The organism is Mesorhizobium sp. L-8-10 (assembly GCF_016756635.1).
GTDB lineage: Bacteria > Pseudomonadota > Alphaproteobacteria > Rhizobiales > Rhizobiaceae.
Genome location: NZ_AP023263.1, coordinates 7,495,947 through 7,514,154, shown reverse-complemented (window position 1 = coordinate 7,514,154; position 18,208 = coordinate 7,495,947). Strand labels below are relative to the sequence as shown.

Sequence of the window (18,208 nt, the reverse complement as noted above, 5' to 3'; positions counted from 1 at the left end):
TGCGCGAAAGGCAGCACGGCGCTTATCTGCCTGACGACCTACACCACTCCGGTAAGGTTGGTTGACGGCGCACTGTTCTCCGTTTCAATGGCGAGACATCCGGCACGGGGCCGGCGGAGCGACATGGCCATCGGACCGACCATGACGGCGCTGCGTTTGCGCCAACTTGACTGGGATACCAAGCGCCATGCGGTCGAGCGGGCCGTGGATTGCGGCCGGCGCCAACAGGAGGGCTGCAACGCCTCACCGACGGAGGTCCGAGCCGTACCAATCAACGCTAATTTGTCCCAGCTATTCGCCTCGCGCGCTATCTCGTGGCCCCGCTTGAAATCCGACAGCAGGTTCAGAGATTCTTGATCTCGATACCGTATTTCCTCAGCGCGTAACCAATCTGGCGCGGCGTCAGTCCAAGCAGGCGCGCTGCCTTTGCCTGTACCCAGCCGGATCTTTCCATGGCCGCGATGAGACGCTCGCGATCGGTCATCTTCGCGTCGCTTACGAGGCCTAGCCGAACAGGCGCTGGCAGTGCCTGCTCGCTGTCGTCATGCGGGACCCCAATGGCGGCCGAAGCAAAAGCACCAGACGATTGCATGGCCGGGTTCAGTGGCAATGGTGCGATCGGCTCCGATTTCGGCGCAGTCTCCTTCGATGCGTGCTTCCATAGCATCGCGGAAAGGCATCGGCCATGGCAGCAGTCAAAGTCGTTTCTGCCGATTGACGCTCCCGCTGCCAGGGTCGCCGTCCGCTGCACGCAATTTTCAAGCTCGCGGACATTTCCGGGAAAAGCACAGTTCATCAGCACTTCAGTCGCACTCGCATCGAAGACCATCGTACGGCCGTTCTCGCTGTTGAAATTCTTGAGAAACTCAGCAGCAAGGAGCGGAATATCACCGCGCCTTTCGCGCAATGGCGGCACCAGCAAGGGAACAACGCTGATGCGATAATAAAGGTCGGCGCGAAACTCGTTCCTTGCAACCGCGTCTTCCAGGTTCCTGTTCGTGGCGGCAATCACGCGAACGTCGACCTTAATCGTCTGGTTGCTGCCGACGCGCTCGAACTCCTGCTCCTGCAGCACGCGCAGCAGCTTTGCCTGGAACGAGGCCGAAATCTCACCGATCTCGTCCAGAAACAACGTTCCCTTGTCGGCGAGCTCAAAGCGCCCCTTGCGCGAGTTGAATGCACTGGTAAAGGCACCCTTTTCGTGACCGAACAGTTCGGATTCCAGGACTGTCTCAGGGAGCGCTGCGCAATTGAGCTTGATGAACGGCCGCTTGGCGCGTCCCGACATCTCGTGAACGGCCTTGGCGACCAGCTCCTTGCCGGTCCCCGATTCCCCGCGCAGCAAAACGGTGCTGTTGGACCTGGCTACTAACGCGACCTTCTCAAGCAGCCCGCGCAGCGCCGGGCTGTCGCCAATGATCCCCTTGACATGAGCCCTTTTGCCCTCATGCCCAGGCTGCTTGAGTTCGCCGAATTGCTTTTGCATCCGGATTTTTTCGGCCATCAGTCGCTCGCGGTCGGACGCGAACAGGCGATGCAGCTTCACTGTCTGTCCAACCAGATTAGCGATTGTGGTAAGGAGGCGCAGGTCGTAATCGAGGAGGGAGCCTGATTTGTTGTCCAGGATGCGGTCGATGGTCAGCGTGCCCACGACGTTCGCATCGACGCGAATGGGTACGCCGATGAACGACACTTTCATGTTGTCGGACGCCCCGAGCACCTCCTTGTCGGCGGCGTTGAAAGCCGGATCCAACGCTATGTTCTCGGCGACGAGCGCCATGCCCGTCGTTATGATCTGGTCGATCGCCGCCCGTGGCAGATGCTTGCGGTAGCGCTCATCGCTGCCTTCGCTCCAGCCGGCGCCGACGGTCATGTCCGGTATGCCGGCACCGTCGCAGAGCGAGATGATGCCGTGCCGCACCTGCACCAACGATGGCAGGAGGTCGACGACGTTGGCCAACGTGGCTTCCAGCCCAGAGGGAGCGGTGAGCGCTATCGACGTTTCAAAGATGTCCGGCGCCCTCTCGTGCAACGGCACAATAGGGACCACGTTATTCATCTCGGACTTTGAATTAGGGCTTTTCATTTTTGGAAGCGATATGCAGCGTGACGAGATCTGCCTGGCACTTTGCTCGGAGTTGCGAGTATCGTGCATGTGATCATCCATCTCGCGCCATGAAATCGATGCCCGAGGCAAGTGCGCCTATTGTCCAGCGCGTGGATGTCCTTGGCGAATCGCATTCGTCGGCGTCTTCGCTCCGCAGGCCGCTGCACAATCGACGAGTTTGCTCGCCTCGCCCTTGCACGCGGGGATTCATTGAAACACGAAAAGGCGTTGATGAAGATAGTCGTGACGATTGATCCGTCAGCAAGACGGACGTCTGCAGCCGGCTTTTCGCGCGCAATGAAATTGCCATTGAGATGATAGCTAATGTCGATGCCAGTCAGGCCCCGGCCGCGAGCAAGTGCGGCCCTGGCAAGATGGGGCGGCGTCATGCGGTCGATAGCAAAGCGGAGCGATGCTTGACGCATGGCTTTCCTCTCTCTTCATGAAGTGCGGGTCGTCGTTCTCGGCTGACTGGCTTCCGCCGCGCAGCAATCATTCGTTGTTAAACGAGACCGGAATGAGGCAGGTGAGTCAATCAAACTCCCGCTGCTTTTCTTTCATGAATGAAAGGAAATTAGGCTCTCATGATAGTATTTTATCAGTTTTTCAGATGTTTTCCGGCAGATAGATCTCAAACGGCAGAAAAGTCTGCCCAAGCGTCTCCGAAGTGCCGACCTTGATGGCCTGGGCCATCAGCGTCATCAGTTCCTGGCAAAGCAGGCGCTGGGGCGTGGCGACCGACATCGTGATCATGCCATCTGCGAGTGCAGCCCGTGACTCCGGTGTGATCTCGTTAACGATCGCGACGAGACCCCGGCTTTCGCCTTCTTCACGGAGCGCGGAGATCGCTCCCTCCATACCTCCGCCGGCCACATAGAAGCCGGTGAGTTCGGGTTCCCGTTGCATGAGATCCAGCGTGGCCTCGTAGGTGATCTGCCGTGCCTCAAGGTTCACGAGCGGATCGAGCAGCTCGAATGCCGGTGCATTCTCACGGAAATAGGAGCGAAAGCCGACCTCCCGCAGCTCCTGCCCCTGAAAACGGTGGCTGCCGACAAAAACCGCCACCTTGCCCGGCCGTCTTGCGACCTTTGAAAGCATCCACGCTGTCGTCCGCCCGACCTTGCGGTTGTCGAGGCCGATATAACCCTCACGAACACCTTCGGCGAAATCGGAAAGCAGCGAGAAAACGGGGATTCCTTTTGCCTTGAGTTCTTGGACGGCTGCCGTGATCGCCGGATGGTCCGGCGCCACCATGGCGATCGCGTGGCAGCGCGCGCCGAATTCCTTGAGCAGTGGAATAAGGTCGCACGGCATGTGCGACGGCGCGAATTCGATGAGCGAAGTGCCATGGAAGCACTTCGCCGCGTTGACCGCCGCTTCGACCTCACGCGCGAAGCCCTGGTAGAAGTGGTGAGTCGGTTTTCTCAAGATGAAGCCAAGCCGATATTGCGGCAGGTCCGGCTGCAGGCGCTGCTTGATAAGACCTGCGGCGTGATATCCGATGGCCTGTGCCGCCGCTAAGACCCGCTGCGCAGTCTCCTTCCGCACCGGATGACGGGCATTCAGAACTCGGTCAACGGTGGCAACACTAACCCCGGCTTCCCGGGCGATATCAGCAATTATGGGTCGCTTCGCCATTGTTCGAGTCTGATTAAACGACATCAAGAAGAAATCCGGCAAAGGTCGATTCAGTAAAATCTGTCATTCCTGCATTGATCCTGTTCGCTACCGAATTCTTGTCGTGGCATGGTGCGAGGTAGAAGCCGAAACGTAGAGCCTGGGCGAATTGTTCAGCCGTGCCGACGGCTCCGACCCAGCTCCGCGCCCGGTTCCACGAACCGTCGCAAACTTCGGAGGCATTAAGCGCATCATCGATGGCTTGTGTGTCGTGACCGGTGCAAGACCTTCGCAAGGCGCAGATGATTTTGCACCCACTGCATTTCGGGATTCTTGATTTCATCGGCCCGCGAAAGTTTGTTTGGAACCCGCGGCCCGATCGTCCGGCGTTTGGGACCAGCCAGGCGATTCAACCGGCAGCGATGCTGCCGAGTTGCTCGGCGCGGGCGTTATCAGTGGCTGGCCGGTTGATGTCTCGGCAGGCTGGTGGCCGCAGAATGCAGCTTTCAATTGCGCCTGATCCAGTTCGCCTTCCCAGCGGGCGACGACGAGCGATGCCACCGCGTTACCGACCAAATTCGTCAGTGCCCTGCATTCCGACATGAAGCGATCGACGCCAAGGATCAGCGCCATTCCAGCAACGGGAACTGCCGGCACTACGGAGAGCGTAGCGGCCAACGTGACGAAGCCGGCACCTGTGACACCTGCTGCACCCTTGGAGGAAAGCATCGCGACGAGCAGCAGCAGGACCTGATCGCCAACTGACAAATCCGTATTCGTCGCCTGCGCGATGAAAAGGGCCGCGAGGGTCATGTAGATATTGGTGCCATCCAGATTGAAGGAATATCCGGTCGGGATAACCAGGCCCACGACCGAGCGCTTGGCGCCGGCCTTTTCCATTTTCGCCATGAGAGAGGGCAGCGCAGCCTCGGAGGAGGACGTTCCGAGGACCAGCAGCAGCTCTTCCTTTATGTAGTGGATAAGAGAAAAGATCGAGAAGCCGTTGTAGCGACAGACTGCACCGAGAACCCCGAATACGAAGAGGAAGGCCGTGAGATAGAAGGTCCCGACCAGCATCGCAAGGTTGGCTACCGAACCGATGCCATATTTGCCAATCGTGAAGGCCATTGCTCCGAAAGCACCGATCGGCGCGGCTTTCATCAGGATGCCGACCAATTTGAAAACGGGTGCAGTGAGGTCCTGAAGGAAGGAAAGAACCGATTTGCCCGATTCTCCGACCATCGCCAGCGCGATGCCGAAGAGGACGGAGAAGAACAACACCTGTAGAATGTCGCCTTCCACAAAGGCGCCGACAATCGTGGTCGGGATCATGTTCATGAGGAAGCCGGTCACGGACTGCTCATGGGCCTTTGAGGCATAGCCATTGACGGCTTGGACGTCGAGCGAGGTCAGATCGATGTTGAGGCCGGCGCCAGGCTGAATGACATTGCCGACGATGAGGCCGACGATAAGCGCGAGCGTCGAGAAGGTGAAGAAATAGACCATCGCCTTGCCGGCAACACGGCCGACCTTCTGAAGATCGCTCATGCCGGCAATTCCAGTCGACACGGTCAGAAAGATAACGGGCGCGATGATCATCTTGACGAGCTTGATGAAGGCATCGCCGAGCGGCTTCAGGTTTTCTCCGATTTGCGGATAAAAATGGCCAACCGCGACTCCGAGCAGGATTGCGACAAGCACCTGCACGTAAGGCTTGGCAAAAAGGGTCTTGCGGGGTGCGCGCTTTACGCTTGGAGCCAGTGGGGTCAACATGTAAGTTTTCTCTCCCTGACCGGTTTGGGGCGGGCTGTTCCTCCCCGCGGCTTCTCCCATCGCGGCGCCCCGGTCGAACGCTGCTGCGTTGTTGACCGCAATAGCCGTGCCAAGCCAAGAGAGCGCGGAAATCGCCGGAGCCTCAGGTATCTTCAACAAATCGCGCAGCAAGATTGTGCGGTTTTCCGCACGGATCGCCTTCCCTTCTGGCGGAACCCCGCACTATGGTTCGTCAATGATCGGTTTTAAGAATACGATGGCAGAAGAAGAAGACATGGGTAATGGCGCCTTCCAGCGCGCCCCATTGGTCTTCCCTGGTAGATCCGGCGGTCGATCTCTCTGGCTTGTGGTTTTGCTTGCAATTCTTGGTGCGGCGCTCTGTTTCGTCGTCTTTGCAATGGGACGCATCGCCGGCACCAGAGCAGAGTATGCCCTACGCGACCGTGCTCTTGCCGCGTTCCCGCTTGCAGCCGACAGTTTGAAAGGAGAGATCGAGAAGCAGCGAATGATTCCGCTGGTTCTGGCACGCGACGGTGCCGTTCAGGAGATGCTTCGCAGTCCGAGCACTGCCAACGAAGCCGCGCTTGATGAGAAGCTTCGCGCCATCGCGCGCGACGCCGGCTCTTCTATACTCTACATCATTAATCCTGAGGGCGTAGCGGTCGCTGCGAGCAACGCTGGCGAGCCGACCAGTTTCGTCGGCAGCGATTACCGCTTTCGCCACTACTTCACCGAGGCGATGGCGGATGGCGCGGCTATGCAATATGCGCTCGGCACGGTTAGCGCGCGCCCTGGTCTCTATCTGTCGAGCCGGGTCGATGGGCCGGAGGGGCCGCTCGGTGTGGTTGTGGTGAAGGTGGAGCTCGACCGCGTCGAGTTGCGTTGGCTGGAGAGCGGCTTCGTGGTCTTCACGACCGATGAGCGAGGCGTGGTTCTTGCCACGAGCGTGCCCCAATGGCGTTTTGGCGCTCTCTCACCGCTTTCCGCAAAGGAGAAGCAAACCGCTCGCGATCGTCTGCAGCTACCGGGCGTGACTTTCGAGCCGGTGCCGCTTCCCGCCGCGGCGACAACCTGGTCACCGCAACTCCTGAGAGTCGATCAGCCGGTTTCGTTGCGGTTTCGCAGGATCTCGGCAAAGCAGTTCCGGGCTGGCGCATGTCGTTGCTCATCCCCGCCGACACCGAGATCTCCTCGGCGGTCATGACAGCCCGCGTGACAACGCTGCTTGCCCTCGTTCTCGTTGGATTCGTCATTTTCATCATTGTTCGACGGCGGCGGGCGGCCCGGCAGCGGCAAGAAGTGCTTGTGTTGCTGAATGCGGAACTGGAGCATCGCGTCGAACTGCGCACGGCGGAGCTCCAGAGCTCGAACGCAGCGCTCGCCGGTGAGATCGCCGAGCGAGAGAACGCTGAAGCAAGAGTGCGTCGCCTGCGCGACGAACTCGCCCAGGCGAACCGCTTGTCAATCCTGGGACAGATAACGGCCGGGGTCGCCCACGAGATCAACCAGCCGGTCGCCGCAATCCGCACCTATGCTGAAAATGCCGCGCGTCTTCTAGGGATCGGCCGGTCGCAAGAAACCGCCGAGAATCTGACCTCGATCGTCGCCATGACCGGCAGGATCGGCACGATCACTGAAACGCTAAGGTCCTTTTCCCGCCGCGCCAGCGGATCGATGGGACCGATACTGGCGGACGACGCGATCGACGGCGCTCTGTCGCTTCTTTCAGGCCGAATTCGCGATTCCGGGGTGACGATTGAACGGAAGCGGATCGATCCGTCTCCAATTGTCATGGCAAGCCGCATGCGACTGGAGCAGATACTCGTCAACCTTCTCCAGAACGCGCTTGACGCTCTGAAGGATCAACCGGAGCCCCGCGTCGAGATAGCGCTCGCCGAAAACGGGGAAATGGTCGCTATTTCCCTTCGGGACAACGGCCCCGGCCTTGCCCCCGACATTCGCAGGAGCCTCTTCATGCCGTTCGTTACCAACAAGGAAAAGGGTCTCGGTCTTGGCCTGGTCATTTCGCAAGAGATCGCACGTGAGCTCGGCGGCTCGTTGCGGCATGATGATGCCGGCCACGGGAGAGGGACTTCCTTCACGGTCGAGCTGAGGCGAGCGGCATGAGTGCTGAATCAGGACCGGTCATTTTTATCGACGATGACGAGGATGTGCTTCGCGCAGCCACGCAGATGCTGAAGCTTGCCTCGTTCTCACCGAGCGTGTTCGGTTCGGCTGAGGCCGCACTCGCCAGAATCGACGGGAACTTCGATGGCCCTGTCGTGAGTGACATCCGTATGCCCGGGCTGAACGGACTTCAGCTCTTCGAGCGAGTGAAGGCGATCGACCCGGAAATTCCGGTTGTCCTGATCACCGGGCATGCCGACGTCGAGCTGGCCGTTGCCGCCATCAAGGATGGCGCCTACGATTTCATCTCGAAGCCATATGCGAACGACCGGCTTCTCGTGACGCTGCATCGCGCTTCGGAAAAACGGCGCCTGGTCCTGGAAAACAGACGTCTTAGGGATGCGGTTGTCCGATCTGCGGGCGATATCCCGCTGATCGGGGAGGCACCGACCATGATTCGATTGCGCGAAACTCTCCGCCAGATCGCCGATACCGATGTGGATGTCCTTGTGGAAGGCGAGACGGGCACGGGCAAGGAGGTGGTCGCGGATCTGCTTCACCGCTGGAGCAGACGACGCACGAAGCCCTTCGTTGCCCTGAATTGTGGAGCGCTGCCCGAAAGCGTCATCGATAGCGAACTTTTCGGGCACGAGGCAGGCGCCTTTACTGGCGCGCAGAGGCGCAGGACCGGTCGCATCGAGCATTCGAACGGAGGGACGCTCTTCCTCGACGAAATCGAGTCGATGCCGCCAGCACTCCAGGTGAAGCTTCTGAGGGTACTTGAGACCCGGCAGATCACGCCGCTTGGCACGAACGAAACCCGCAGCATCGACCTTCGTGTCGTGTCGGCTACCAAGGCCGATCTCGGCGATCCGGCCGCCCGCGGAGATTTCCGGGAAGACCTTTATTTCCGGCTGAATGTGGTGACGCTCCGCATCCCGCCGCTTCGCGAAAGGCGCGAAGACATCCCGATGCTCTTTGGGCATTTCCTGGAACGCGCCTCCAAACGCTTCAGCAGGCCAGTTCCGGACATCAGCGCTGGCGTGCGCGATCGCCTCGTGAGCCACAATTGGCCCGGCAATGTCCGTGAACTCGTGCATTTCGCCGATCGCGTTGCATTGGGACTTGAAAGGCTGGGCACGCCCATTGCATCAGGTCGAAAGGAACAAGCGGTATCAAGCCTCCACTTGTCCGAGAAGGTCAGCCTTTATGAGGCGACTATCATCCGCGATGCCTTGCAGGAATGCGGCGGCGACGTGAGGCGCACGATCGAAGTCCTGGGAGTTCCCCGCAAGACCTTCTACGACAAGCTGAAACGACATGGGATAGACACGGCCGATTATCGAAAAACCGCCATTGGCTGAAGCCTTCTTGCTTGCATGTCGCGGAAAAGAAATTTCGCCATTCTCGTCCGACTCAAAGGATGCACTATGGGCTAGGTGAAGCGAGCCTGAGGTCGCTTTCGGAGCGCTATGGCATCAACCCCAAGACGGTCGCGAAGTGGAGAAGCGGAATTCGACCGCGATCTGTCCACCGGCTCCAGGGAGTCGACAGTTCTGTCTGTCGAGGAAAACCGTTGTTGTGGCCTTCCGCCGCAACAAGGCTGCTGCCGCTCGACGATTGCCTCTACGCGTTGCAGCCGACGTCGCGCATCTGACGCGCTCCCACCGCTGCCTGCAGGCAAGCATCGGCCGATTGCCAGATGTCGACGGCGACAGGCCGGCGAGAAGAGTCGAGAGAATGAACCGGACCATCAAGACGCAACCGTCAAGCGCTTCCACTACGACGATCGCGACCAACTGCGTCGGCATCTTGCCGACTTCGTCGCGGCCTACAATTTCGGCCGCAAGCTGAAGACCCTCAAGGGCCTCACGCCCTGCGAGTTCATCTGGAAGGCATGGGCTTCCCAGCCCGAGCGTTCACTTTCAATCCGCTCCAGCAAATGCCGGGACTTCTCTATTCGGCGTGTTGAAGTCAATGGCTTTCGAGCTTCCTCGGCCAATGGTGTTTTTGATGTCTTTCGCGAGGCCTTGCTTCTCTTCGGGATCGGCGCGTTGGCCCTCCCAGCATGGGATCAGTTGGAATGAGGGGGGACAATCTAAACAGCGTTCTCACCGTGTTGCCACGATGGACACGAGTCCCGGCACGTCCTCTCTTCATCCTCCGTCCCGCGAAGGACATTCATCCACCCCTGGCGGATCTCGTTATCGGGTCTTTCCCTTTCCTTTGGTGGACCGTCTATAATTTCACCGCTGCTGTATTCTCTCGCGCCCAGCGGAACTCGCTGCCGTCGGACCATATTCTATGCATGATAACCGCCAATCTGCGAGCAAGGGCAACGGTCGCTCTTTGCCGGCCCCGGCGTTTGGCGACGTTCATCGCCCAAGCCTTCAACCATGACCACTTTTTCACCACCGTCAGCAAAACTTGCGCCGCTTCATAAAGCAGCGTCCGCATCATGGCGTCACCGCACAGAGAAACACGCCCGACGCGATTATCCTCGCCTGATTGATGTAACCGCGGCGTCAAACCGAGAGACGGCCCCACGGCCTTCGAATTCCTGAAGCGGGCAGGAATATCGACCGTGGCGTTGAAAGCCAGTGCAACGATAGGGCCGACGCCCGGCACGGTCATCAACCGCCTGCAAACCGTGTCACCCTTCACGATCGACAACAGTCTTTCGTGCAGCACCGTGAACTGCTCGCGAAGTCTCTGACGGGCGGCGAGCAACGCCTCCATGATGTCTCGCAGTTCCGGAATGTCACCGGAAAGGTCCCGGATGCGATCCGCGAATTTGCCGACGCCGACAATGCCAACCTTGAGACCGAAGTTACGCAACAGCCCTCGAATGTCGTTCTCAATTGCGATGGCCTTTTCCTGCAGCAACTTGCGGGCTGTCAACAGCGCCCGGCGTTTCTGGCTCATCAGCGTCTTGACGTGCACCGGCCGGAACAAATTAACCCGCATCATCTGCGCGATGCCGCGCGCATCATTGCGGTCGGTCTTGTTGACCTGCGCCTTGAGAAACGCCTTCGCATGACGGGTTTCGATGCAGATTGCAGGTAATCCGGCTCCCGCCAGACCACTGAATAGCCATTGCGATAAGGGGCCGGCTTCAAGCCCGATCCGGGCCAGATTCCATGCGGGGTTCTTCAATGCTTCAGCAAGATCGTCCGGATGACTCGCAACCTTCATCTCTCGGCAAATTCGGCCCCCTTCATCCACGATGCAAACGGTGGTCTCTTTCACGGAGACATCCAGTCCGGCATAATGCTTCATGCTGCGCTTCCTTTCCTGATGCTTGTGGCTGTTCATGCAGACCACGTTTTATCATCAGCTCGAAGCGCAGCACCTCAAACAACCGGTTCAAAACGTGGGGCAAAGCCGAATACCCCATCTAAACATTTAGCAAATGGCGGATGAGGTGCACGATGCAAGTTAGCACGTCGCCTGGGGAAAGGTGCGCCGATCGCCTCCCTCTTGGCCAACCAGTTCCAGCTTGCCGTCTTACCAGGCCCCCGCCAATCTCGTTGCGTTGTTGTTTAGCGTTGCAACAGATCCTTCAAAGAAATTCATGGAATCGTTGCGAGCGCAAATCGCTGTCAATGGTACGCTCATCACAACTTTCGAGATCAGTGGCGGCAGAAATCTGGTGTCGTTTTATGTTCCGCCGCCAAACAGCATTTGCGAAGAGCGCGAAATGACAAAGCCAGCAGGACGAGGGTACCAGCCATGCGCACATCGATTACACCCAAGTCGCCCGCGATACGATACTCGATATTGGCTACGACGATGCCATCGGCTTTGATGGTCGAAATTGCGCCGTCGTTCTGGCTCTCACCGGGCAGTCGCCCGGCATCAGCCAGGGCGTTGATGAAGGACGATGGCAGGATCTCGAGCAAGGGCGGGATCAGGGCCTCATGTTTGGATTCGCATGTTTTCGATCTCCGACCGAAAGGCATCATCAAGATGCTTGATCTCGTACGCCCGATATACCGCAACACGGCGACATACGGACACTTCGGCCGTGAAGAGCCTGAGTTCACCTGGGAGAAGACGGACAGAGCCGACGACTTGCTGCGTGAGGCAGGACCGGCAGCTGCGTGAACGCCGCTGGATCAAGCGCATGCGGCCTTTCAACTCGCTAGGCCCGCGCCCGCCGCGGCACGCGCTTCGACATCATGCTGACGGCTGTGTGATCGACACGGGCGGTTACCGGAAAGGCGACAAAAAAGTGCGTTACGACATCGTTATCATCGGAGGAGCCATCGTCGGCTCCTCGATCGCCTACTATCTGCGCGAGGAAGGGTTTTCCGGCTCGATCGCGCTGATCGAGCGCGATCCGCAGTTCGCGCACGCGGCAACGACGTTGTCCTGCGCCTCCATTCGCCAGCAGTTTTCGATTCCTGAAAACATCCGCCTGTCGCAATTCGCGCTGAAGCTGTTCCGGCGGCTGAAGGAAGAATTCGGCACGGATGCCGATATCGGGTTCCGCGAGAGCGGCTATCTGATCCTCGCCGGAGAAGCCGGGCTACCGATCCTCAAGGCCAATCACGAGGCGCAGATCGCCGAGGGCGCCGACATCGTGCTCGAGGATGCCGAGCAGTTGACGCAGCGCTTCGCCTGGCTGTCGACCGAAGGCATTTCTGCCGGCGCCTATGGTCGGACCGGCGAAGGCTGGTTCGACGCGCATGCGATGCTGACGCTGTTCCGCAAGGCGCTGCGCGGCAAGAACGTGGACTTTATGACCGCCTCGGTCATCGGCATCGAGCGGCAGGGCCACCGTGTCACCGGCGTCAGGCTCGACAATGGCGAGACGATCGAAGCCGGCACCGTCCTCAATGCCGCCGGGCCGAATGCCGGCAAGGTCGCCGCTCTCGCCGGGCTGGCGCTGCCGGTCGAGCCGCGCAAGCGCAATGTCTTCGTCTTCGAGGCGCGCGAAAAATATGCCGACATGCCGCTGCTGGTCGATCCCTCCGGCATCTATATCAGGCCGGAAGGCCCGGTCTATCTCACCGGCGGCGCCGAGCCGGAAGAGGGCGACGGCCCGGCCGATCCCCAGGATTTCGAGGTCGACTGGCCGCTGTTCGAAGAGGTGATTTGGCCGGTGCTGGCGACCCGCATTCCAGCCTTCGAGGCCATCAAGCCTACCCGCGCCTGGGCCGGGCACTACGATTACAACACGCTCGACCAGAACGCGGTGATCGGGCCGCACCCCAAGGTGAAAAATTTCCTCTTCGCCAACGGATTTTCAGGCCACGGTCTGCAGCAGGCCCCGGCGGTCGGCAAGGCGCTGGCCGAGCTTCTCGTGCATGGCGGCTACCGCACGGTCGATTGCTCCGCGTTTGGGTACATCCGTGTCGCCGAAGGGCGGGCGTTTAGGGAATTGAATGTGATCTAGCAACAACGGCGCCGCGACGGTCTCCTTTGGTGCCGGCGGGACAGAGGGGCGCGAAGGTTCGCGACAGGCGGTGCCGCGGTACAAAGGCCTTGATGTTTAGCTTGCCCTGTTCGGTTGGGATCTCCGCAATATCAATGTGGAAGAAGCCGATGCTTGCGCTGCAGACATCGGTGCAATGAAGAGCGCGTCAGATGCGGGATCGTCGGCTGCAAGGCCGTAGACCAATCGTCCAGCGCAGCAGTGTGTTGCGGCGGAAGGCCACAACAACGGTCCTCTCCTACGGCAGACAGAACCTTCGATCTCGGCTCCCTGGGGCCGGTGGGCAGATCGGCGGTCGAACTCCGCTCCTCCACTTCGCGACCGTCTTGGGGTTGATGGCATAGCGCTTCGAAAGCGAGCTCAGGCTCGCTTACAGCTCGACGCATCGCCTCTTTCTTTGTGGCGCTCCCATGCAGACCTGGCCCAGTCGAAGCTTCGTGGCCGCGGCCCGCGCTCATGGCCGGCTCACTTAGGTCGATGCTGCGTGCTGTCACCGTGAGGTTCCGCTGGGGTTAGCGGTGCGTCGAGCACAGCGAGCGGGTTCACAGCCAACGCTCTGGAACCCATGTCGCTAGCCATCCATGGCGTGGATGCGTTTCATCGAAACAGACGATTTTACCGATGTTACGGCACGATGCATAGAAAGAATTCAAGAATGTAGCAGCCTTAAGGAAAGTGGTTGATGTTTGCGTTGGCTCCGAAGAGCATTTTCTGGTCTGCGCGGAAGACCAGCCCAGGCGCGCGTCCATCGCGGCCAGGCACTTCCGCGACAGACGCAAGCTACATCGCATTGGCACAGCACGACAATCTTCCCCGAATTGCGCAAGCGCTTGCCTCAAAGGCAGCAGCAAAGCTGAGGCTTGTGGTGTTCTGGAGAGAGGCAATTTAGATGCTTGTTGATCGCTCAAGGAACGATCGGTTCGTTGTTTCTCGACGGCGCACGGGTCTCGGTGATTGCCTGTGGTCTCTCGCGTCGGCTTGGGACTACGCACATCGGACGGGACGAGCTTTAGCAATAGATTGGCGCGGCTCTTGTTACCTTGACAACCCGTTTGCGAATGCCTTTCCAGCTTTCTTCAAGCCAATTGAGGATATCGGTGGTGTACGGGTCATATGCGATGACCAGATCAACCACGTCTCATTCCCTGGTCCCTTCTTCCCGTCGTGGTGGAACAAGCCATCCATCGACTGCGTGTACCGTCCGGATGAACAGATTTTCCAAGAACGTGACGAGCTTAACGATCTTTTCCAGGCCCAAGATGATTGTGAAGCCAACACGGTAGTGTGTGATGCTTGCTTGATGTGGCGCTGCGATGAAAAGGCCGAGCGAACCATATTTAGGAGCATCACACCGAGGGTCGAAATTGAGGATCGCATTGAAGCGCTCTACCAGGAACATTTTGACGGGCACAGCATAATTGGAGTCCATGTCCGCCACGGCAACGGCGAAGATATTATGGATCACGCACCTTACTGGGCTGATCCGACGGTTGCCTTAGAGCAGGTATGCACTGCCATTCGTATGGCCAAGGCGCAACCGCATTCAAGACCTGTAAGGGTGTTCTTGTGTACAGACAGCGCCAAGGTTGTTGATCACCTGTCGGGCGTATTTCCCGAACTTTTCACCGTCCCAAAACGCTTCCAGGCGGATCAGGCCGGCCCCTTACACAGTGCAGCACTGGGCACCGACGGGGGGTTTTCCGCGCTCGTTGAGATGTATCTCCTCGGTCGATGCGACACTGTTATTCGCTTTCCTCCGACTAGCGCCTTCACCCGCTACGCCCGCCTCTTCGTGCCACGAATTGTCGAATTCGATTTGAATGACCCGCGTCGTTTGATCTTGATCGACAACACTTTCGAACGTTCCCCGGCTCCATGAAAGGCTGGCATCCCGATCGAACTCTCCCTTGCCTTCGCGCAGAGGCCCCCGTTCGCCTGCCCAATACGCCCCTTTCTCGCCACGCAATCCCGCCGCAGGCGAGCGTTTTCATGGGCGCGTCAAAATCAAAAGGATTCAAGCTTGTCAAAGAGAAAAGTAGCTTTAATCACCGGGGTTACGGGGCAAGACGGTTCCTACCTCGCAGAATTGCTTTTAGAAAAGGGCTATTCTGTGCATGGGATAAAGAGACGATCGTCTCTTTTTAATACGGGCCGTATAGACCATCTCTATCATGACCCTCATGAAAGTGGCGTTGATCTTACACTTCACCACGGGGACTTGACAGACTCGTCGAGCCTTACGCGCGTCATCCAACTGGTTCAGCCGGACGAAATTTACAATTTGGCAGCTCAGAGCCACGTTGCAGTCTCCTTTGAAGAACCAGAATACACCGCGAACTCCGATGCCTTGGGTGCGCTGCGTATCCTCGAGGCAATTCGGATCCTGGGGCTCGTCAAGCATACGCGCTACTACCAAGCCTCGACGTCTGAGCTCTACGGGCTGGTGCGGGAAACGCCACAGACCGAGACGACACCGTTCTACCCCCGGTCCCCCTACGCTGTTGCCAAATTGTATGCTCACTGGATCACCGTAAATTATCGAGAATCTTACAATTTGTATGCATGTAACGGCATTTTATTTAATCATGAGTCACCTGCGCGCGGAGAAACATTTGTAACTCGCAAAATCACGCGCGCCTTGACTCGGATTAAGCTTGGAATGCAACGCACTCTATTCCTCGGCAACCTTAATGCGCGTCGCGATTGGGGGCACGCTCGAGACTACGTCCAGATGCAGTGGTTGATGCTGCAGCAGCAGCAACCTGAAGACTTTGTGATCGCTAGCGGTGAGCAACATTCGGTGCGCGAATTCGTCACCGTCGCGGCCGCTGAACTCGGCATCGATGTTCGTTGGGTGGGGGAAGGGGTCGACGAAGAGGGGTACGATGCAAAGACGGGAGCTCTGATCGTAAAAGTAGATCCCCGCTATTTTCGTCCTGCAGAAGTCGAGACACTTCTCGGCGATGCCCGCAAGGCGAAAGAAAAACTTGGGTGGGAGCCCAAAATCTCCTTCATCGAATTGGTTAGGGAGATGGTTCGGGAAGATTTGCGCATGGCGGAGCGTGAAGCAGTGCTGATGAATCAGGGTTATTATTCACACAGTCCACGAGAGTTATGCTGACAACGGCGGCGCCATGCGGGGTTGTTGTCAGTGCTATGGTGGCCTTCTTAAGGAGCGCCCAGAGCGTTAACAATGGAAAACAAAAAGATGAAGAAAGTCTATGTGGCAGGCCATCGCGGCCTTGTTGGATCGGCCACGATGAGAGCCCTCGAGGCGTTAGGATCCTATGAGATAATAACACGTACTCACGACGAACTGGATCTATTTGACCGGAGCGAGACGCGCAGGTTCTTCATGTCGCAGCGGCCAGATTACGTCGTTATGTGCGCCGCGAAGGTTGGTGGTATACTGGCGAACGCCAGCTCCCCTGTCGATTTCCTTCATAACAACCTCGCGATTCAAGTCAGTGTTTTTGATGCCGCTTACGCTTCCGGCGTCGAACGGATGATTTTTCTTGGCTCCTCGTGTATCTATCCACGCGACTGTCCGCAGCCGATACGGGAGGAATACCTTCTCACCGGTCCGCTTGAAGCGACGAATCGTCCCTACGCTTTGGCAAAAATCGCAGGTGTCGAATCGTGCTGGTCTTTCAACCGGCAGTACAAGGCGCGCTATCTCGCGTTGATGCCGACCAATTTATATGGTCCCGGCGATAATTATCACCCCGAAAATTGTCACGTTCTGCCTGCTCTGATACGCCGCTTTCATCAAGCTAAAATGAACGGCGACTCCTCTGTGGGGGTCTGGGGATCCGGAAATCCTCGGCGAGAGTTTATGTATTCGTCGGATGTAGGCGATGCCATTGCGTTCCTGCTTGGCCTGCCAGATTCGGATTTTGACGCCTTGACAGCCCCCGACACTGCGCCCCTGATTAATGTTGGCGTTGGTGAGGACGTCACAATTCGCGAGGTGGCGGAACTCGTCAAGGCGGCGGTCGGCTGGGAGGGCAATTTGGTGTTCGACACGACGAAGCCAGACGGTACTCCGCGCAAGCTACTGGACGTAACGCGCTTGCGTAACCTTGGCTGGAAAGCCAAAACGTCTCTTGGTGCCGGGTTGCAAGCGACGTATGAGGATTTTCTTCGCCTTCATGCGGCTTGATGTGGAAGCGCGCATCCAGGTTGGACTGCATGTCCGACCGGGTGCAAGCTCGCCCAGTCCGGCCAAACAGATGAGAGGGACGCATACATCTCGAGGCGGCCGCAATAGTGGCCTGTGCTGACTTTGCAGACCGGACCTCTCTGCGACCGGCGATGCAGAGGATCACCCAGAAGCTTGCCCAAGCCAAATGGGAAGGGGAAGGCCGCATAACTGGCCGCACCTGGAACGGCTGTGCGTGAGCGCCGTCAACTCAAGCCGCCAGTTAGAACTGCTCGACCTCGCGGGAGCCGCTGCTTACGAAGCTGGCATCGACAGGAAAGCCAACCAGGCCCGCATCATGCCAAGAGGCAGGCCTTATCCAAGGCGGTGCATGCGGAAATGGCGGGCGTCGACGTATGCTTTTCAACTCGCGCTTAGCCGCAGGCGGGATCGTGTCCCCCTGCGTGGTGGAGCTGGCGGCATTGGTCGCCGTGCTCTCCGGCATGGGCCGGGCTGATCGGATTGGTTCAGTCTGCGTTGTTAGCGCCGAACTCACTCGCCTCAAGGTCATGGCGCCACAAGCGCGGATTCGCGGCGCCGTGGTGCGGGCGTTACAACTCATGCAGCAGCGGGTCTCGTTGATGGCGAAGCGGGCTGCCCTGAACCAATCGCTCGCGTCTGCGGCGCGCCAAGCTGTCGCGCAACGCGATCATCCTGACGCTCTGGGATGGCAGTGGCAGGTGACCGCCTATATGGCAGTGGCAGGTGACCGCCTATGCGGTGAGCACGCTTGGCCTTAGCTCGATTGGCATCGACCCCAACCGGCCCTGGTCATCGCGCCGTGCCACAGCTTTTACCGCCAAGTGAAGCCGATCAGCTGCGACCGCTCGCCGCGACAACCCTGGCGCCAGACTATGCTCTGCTCGGCTGGTTCGAGCCCGTCGCCGCTGTGTTCATCCGCAGCATCGAATGCCATATCCGCTGCAGCCTCGAATGCAATAAC

12 protein-coding genes and 3 pseudogenes are annotated in these 18,208 nt (G+C 58.7%); 9 read left to right on the top strand and 6 right to left on the bottom strand.

Annotation, left to right across the window (positions count from 1 at the left end):
- Positions 1-343: 343 nt before the first annotated feature.
- The 3 genes from nifA to JN280_RS34990 form a co-directional block, all read right to left on the bottom strand.
- Complete coding sequence (gene nifA, locus JN280_RS35000; RefSeq protein WP_199201481.1) at positions 344-2,059, bottom strand: nif-specific transcriptional activator NifA; 1,716 nt, start codon at positions 2,057-2,059, stop codon at positions 344-346.
- A gap of 654 nt (positions 2,060-2,713) precedes the next feature.
- The gene (locus tag JN280_RS34995) at positions 2,714-3,745 is read right to left on the bottom strand and encodes a LacI family DNA-binding transcriptional regulator (RefSeq protein WP_010913552.1); all 1,032 of its coding nucleotides are present in this window, start codon (positions 3,743-3,745) and stop codon (positions 2,714-2,716) included.
- Between the two features lie 318 nt (positions 3,746-4,063).
- On the bottom strand, positions 4,064-5,497 hold the full coding sequence (locus JN280_RS34990) for a dicarboxylate/amino acid:cation symporter (protein ID WP_202315236.1): 1,434 nt from the start codon (positions 5,495-5,497) through the stop codon (positions 4,064-4,066).
- Positions 5,498-5,771: 274 nt separating this feature from the next.
- Between JN280_RS34990 and JN280_RS34985 the strand changes: the two are divergent.
- The 3 genes and pseudogenes from JN280_RS34985 to JN280_RS34975 all read left to right on the top strand — a co-directional run.
- Positions 5,772-7,624: pseudogene (locus JN280_RS34985) on the top strand (sensor histidine kinase).
- Positions 7,621-8,988, top strand: coding sequence for a sigma-54-dependent transcriptional regulator (locus tag JN280_RS34980; protein WP_096453581.1), 1,368 nt, complete (start codon positions 7,621-7,623; stop codon positions 8,986-8,988). The pseudogene JN280_RS34985 and the gene JN280_RS34980 overlap by 4 nt, the downstream one beginning before the upstream one ends.
- A 77-nt stretch (positions 8,989-9,065) precedes the next feature.
- Positions 9,066-9,596: pseudogene (locus JN280_RS34975) on the top strand (IS3 family transposase); the annotation flags it as partial.
- A 266-nt stretch (positions 9,597-9,862) separates the two neighbouring features.
- On the opposite strand, the gene JN280_RS34970 reads toward JN280_RS34975, so the two are convergent.
- Positions 9,863-10,903: an IS110 family transposase gene (locus JN280_RS34970; RefSeq protein ID WP_202308798.1), complete on the bottom strand. Its 1,041-nt coding sequence runs from the start codon at positions 10,901-10,903 to the stop codon at positions 9,863-9,865.
- Positions 10,904-11,256: 353 nt separating this feature from the next.
- Positions 11,257-11,526, bottom strand: coding sequence for a hypothetical protein (locus JN280_RS39810; RefSeq protein ID WP_167316198.1), 270 nt, complete (start codon positions 11,524-11,526; stop codon positions 11,257-11,259).
- Between JN280_RS39810 and JN280_RS40430 the strand changes: the two genes are divergently transcribed.
- Together JN280_RS40430 and JN280_RS34960 are read left to right on the top strand one after the other, a co-directional pair.
- Positions 11,417-11,731 carry a methionine adenosyltransferase domain-containing protein gene (locus JN280_RS40430; RefSeq protein ID WP_446720859.1) on the top strand — a complete coding sequence of 105 codons (315 nt, stop codon included), beginning with the start codon at positions 11,417-11,419 and terminating at the stop codon, positions 11,729-11,731. The two genes, JN280_RS39810 and JN280_RS40430, sit on opposite strands and share 110 nt — an antisense overlap.
- Before the next feature lie 127 nt (positions 11,732-11,858).
- A complete protein-coding gene (locus JN280_RS34960) occupies positions 11,859-13,025 on the top strand; it encodes an NAD(P)/FAD-dependent oxidoreductase (protein ID WP_096458522.1) in 1,167 nt (388 codons plus the stop codon).
- Between the two features lie 73 nt (positions 13,026-13,098).
- Here the strand turns inward: JN280_RS34960 and JN280_RS39800 are convergent.
- Positions 13,099-13,522, bottom strand: a pseudogene (locus JN280_RS39800) (IS481 family transposase); the annotation flags it as partial.
- Positions 13,523-13,953: 431 nt separating this feature from the next.
- Here JN280_RS39800 and JN280_RS34955 point away from each other — a divergent pair.
- The 4 genes from JN280_RS34955 to JN280_RS34940 all read left to right on the top strand — a co-directional run bounded on the left by JN280_RS34955 (position 13,954) and on the right by JN280_RS34940 (position 18,005).
- Positions 13,954-14,943 (top strand): nodulation protein NodZ, encoded by a 990-nt coding sequence (locus tag JN280_RS34955; RefSeq protein ID WP_202308797.1) that lies wholly within the window; start codon positions 13,954-13,956, stop codon positions 14,941-14,943.
- Between the two features lie 141 nt (positions 14,944-15,084).
- The gene (gene gmd / locus JN280_RS34950) at positions 15,085-16,185 is read left to right on the top strand and encodes a GDP-mannose 4,6-dehydratase (RefSeq protein WP_010913561.1); all 1,101 of its coding nucleotides are present in this window, start codon (positions 15,085-15,087) and stop codon (positions 16,183-16,185) included.
- A gap of 72 nt (positions 16,186-16,257) precedes the next feature.
- The gene (locus JN280_RS34945) at positions 16,258-17,226 is read left to right on the top strand and encodes a GDP-L-fucose synthase family protein (RefSeq protein WP_010913562.1); all 969 of its coding nucleotides are present in this window, start codon (positions 16,258-16,260) and stop codon (positions 17,224-17,226) included.
- 395 nt (positions 17,227-17,621) lie between these two features.
- Positions 17,622-18,005 carry a hypothetical protein gene (locus JN280_RS34940; protein ID WP_069091040.1) on the top strand — a complete coding sequence of 128 codons (384 nt, stop codon included), beginning with the start codon at positions 17,622-17,624 and terminating at the stop codon, positions 18,003-18,005.
- The last annotated feature ends 203 nt before the right edge of the window (positions 18,006-18,208 follow it).

What these genes read in the sequence shown, in the direction of transcription:
- JN280_RS34990 (WP_202315236.1), bottom strand. Translation starts at nt 5,497, where the DNA reads ATGTTGACCCCACTGGCTCCAAGCGTAAAGCGCGCACCCCGCAAGACC.
- nifA (WP_199201481.1), bottom strand. Translation starts at nt 2,059, where the DNA reads ATGAATAACGTGGTCCCTATTGTGCCGTTGCACGAGAGGGCGCCGGAC.
- JN280_RS34940 (WP_069091040.1), top strand. Translation starts at nt 17,622, where the DNA reads ATGCTTTTCAACTCGCGCTTAGCCGCAGGCGGGATCGTGTCCCCCTGC.
- JN280_RS40430 (WP_446720859.1), top strand. Translation starts at nt 11,417, where the DNA reads ATGCCATCGGCTTTGATGGTCGAAATTGCGCCGTCGTTCTGGCTCTCA.
- JN280_RS34995 (WP_010913552.1), bottom strand. Translation starts at nt 3,745, where the DNA reads ATGGCGAAGCGACCCATAATTGCTGATATCGCCCGGGAAGCCGGGGTT.
- JN280_RS34980 (WP_096453581.1), top strand. Translation starts at nt 7,621, where the DNA reads ATGAGTGCTGAATCAGGACCGGTCATTTTTATCGACGATGACGAGGAT.
- JN280_RS34970 (WP_202308798.1), bottom strand. Translation starts at nt 10,903, where the DNA reads ATGAAGCATTATGCCGGACTGGATGTCTCCGTGAAAGAGACCACCGTT.
- JN280_RS34955 (WP_202308797.1), top strand. Translation starts at nt 13,954, where the DNA reads ATGCTTGTTGATCGCTCAAGGAACGATCGGTTCGTTGTTTCTCGACGG.
- JN280_RS34945 (WP_010913562.1), top strand. Translation starts at nt 16,258, where the DNA reads ATGGAAAACAAAAAGATGAAGAAAGTCTATGTGGCAGGCCATCGCGGC.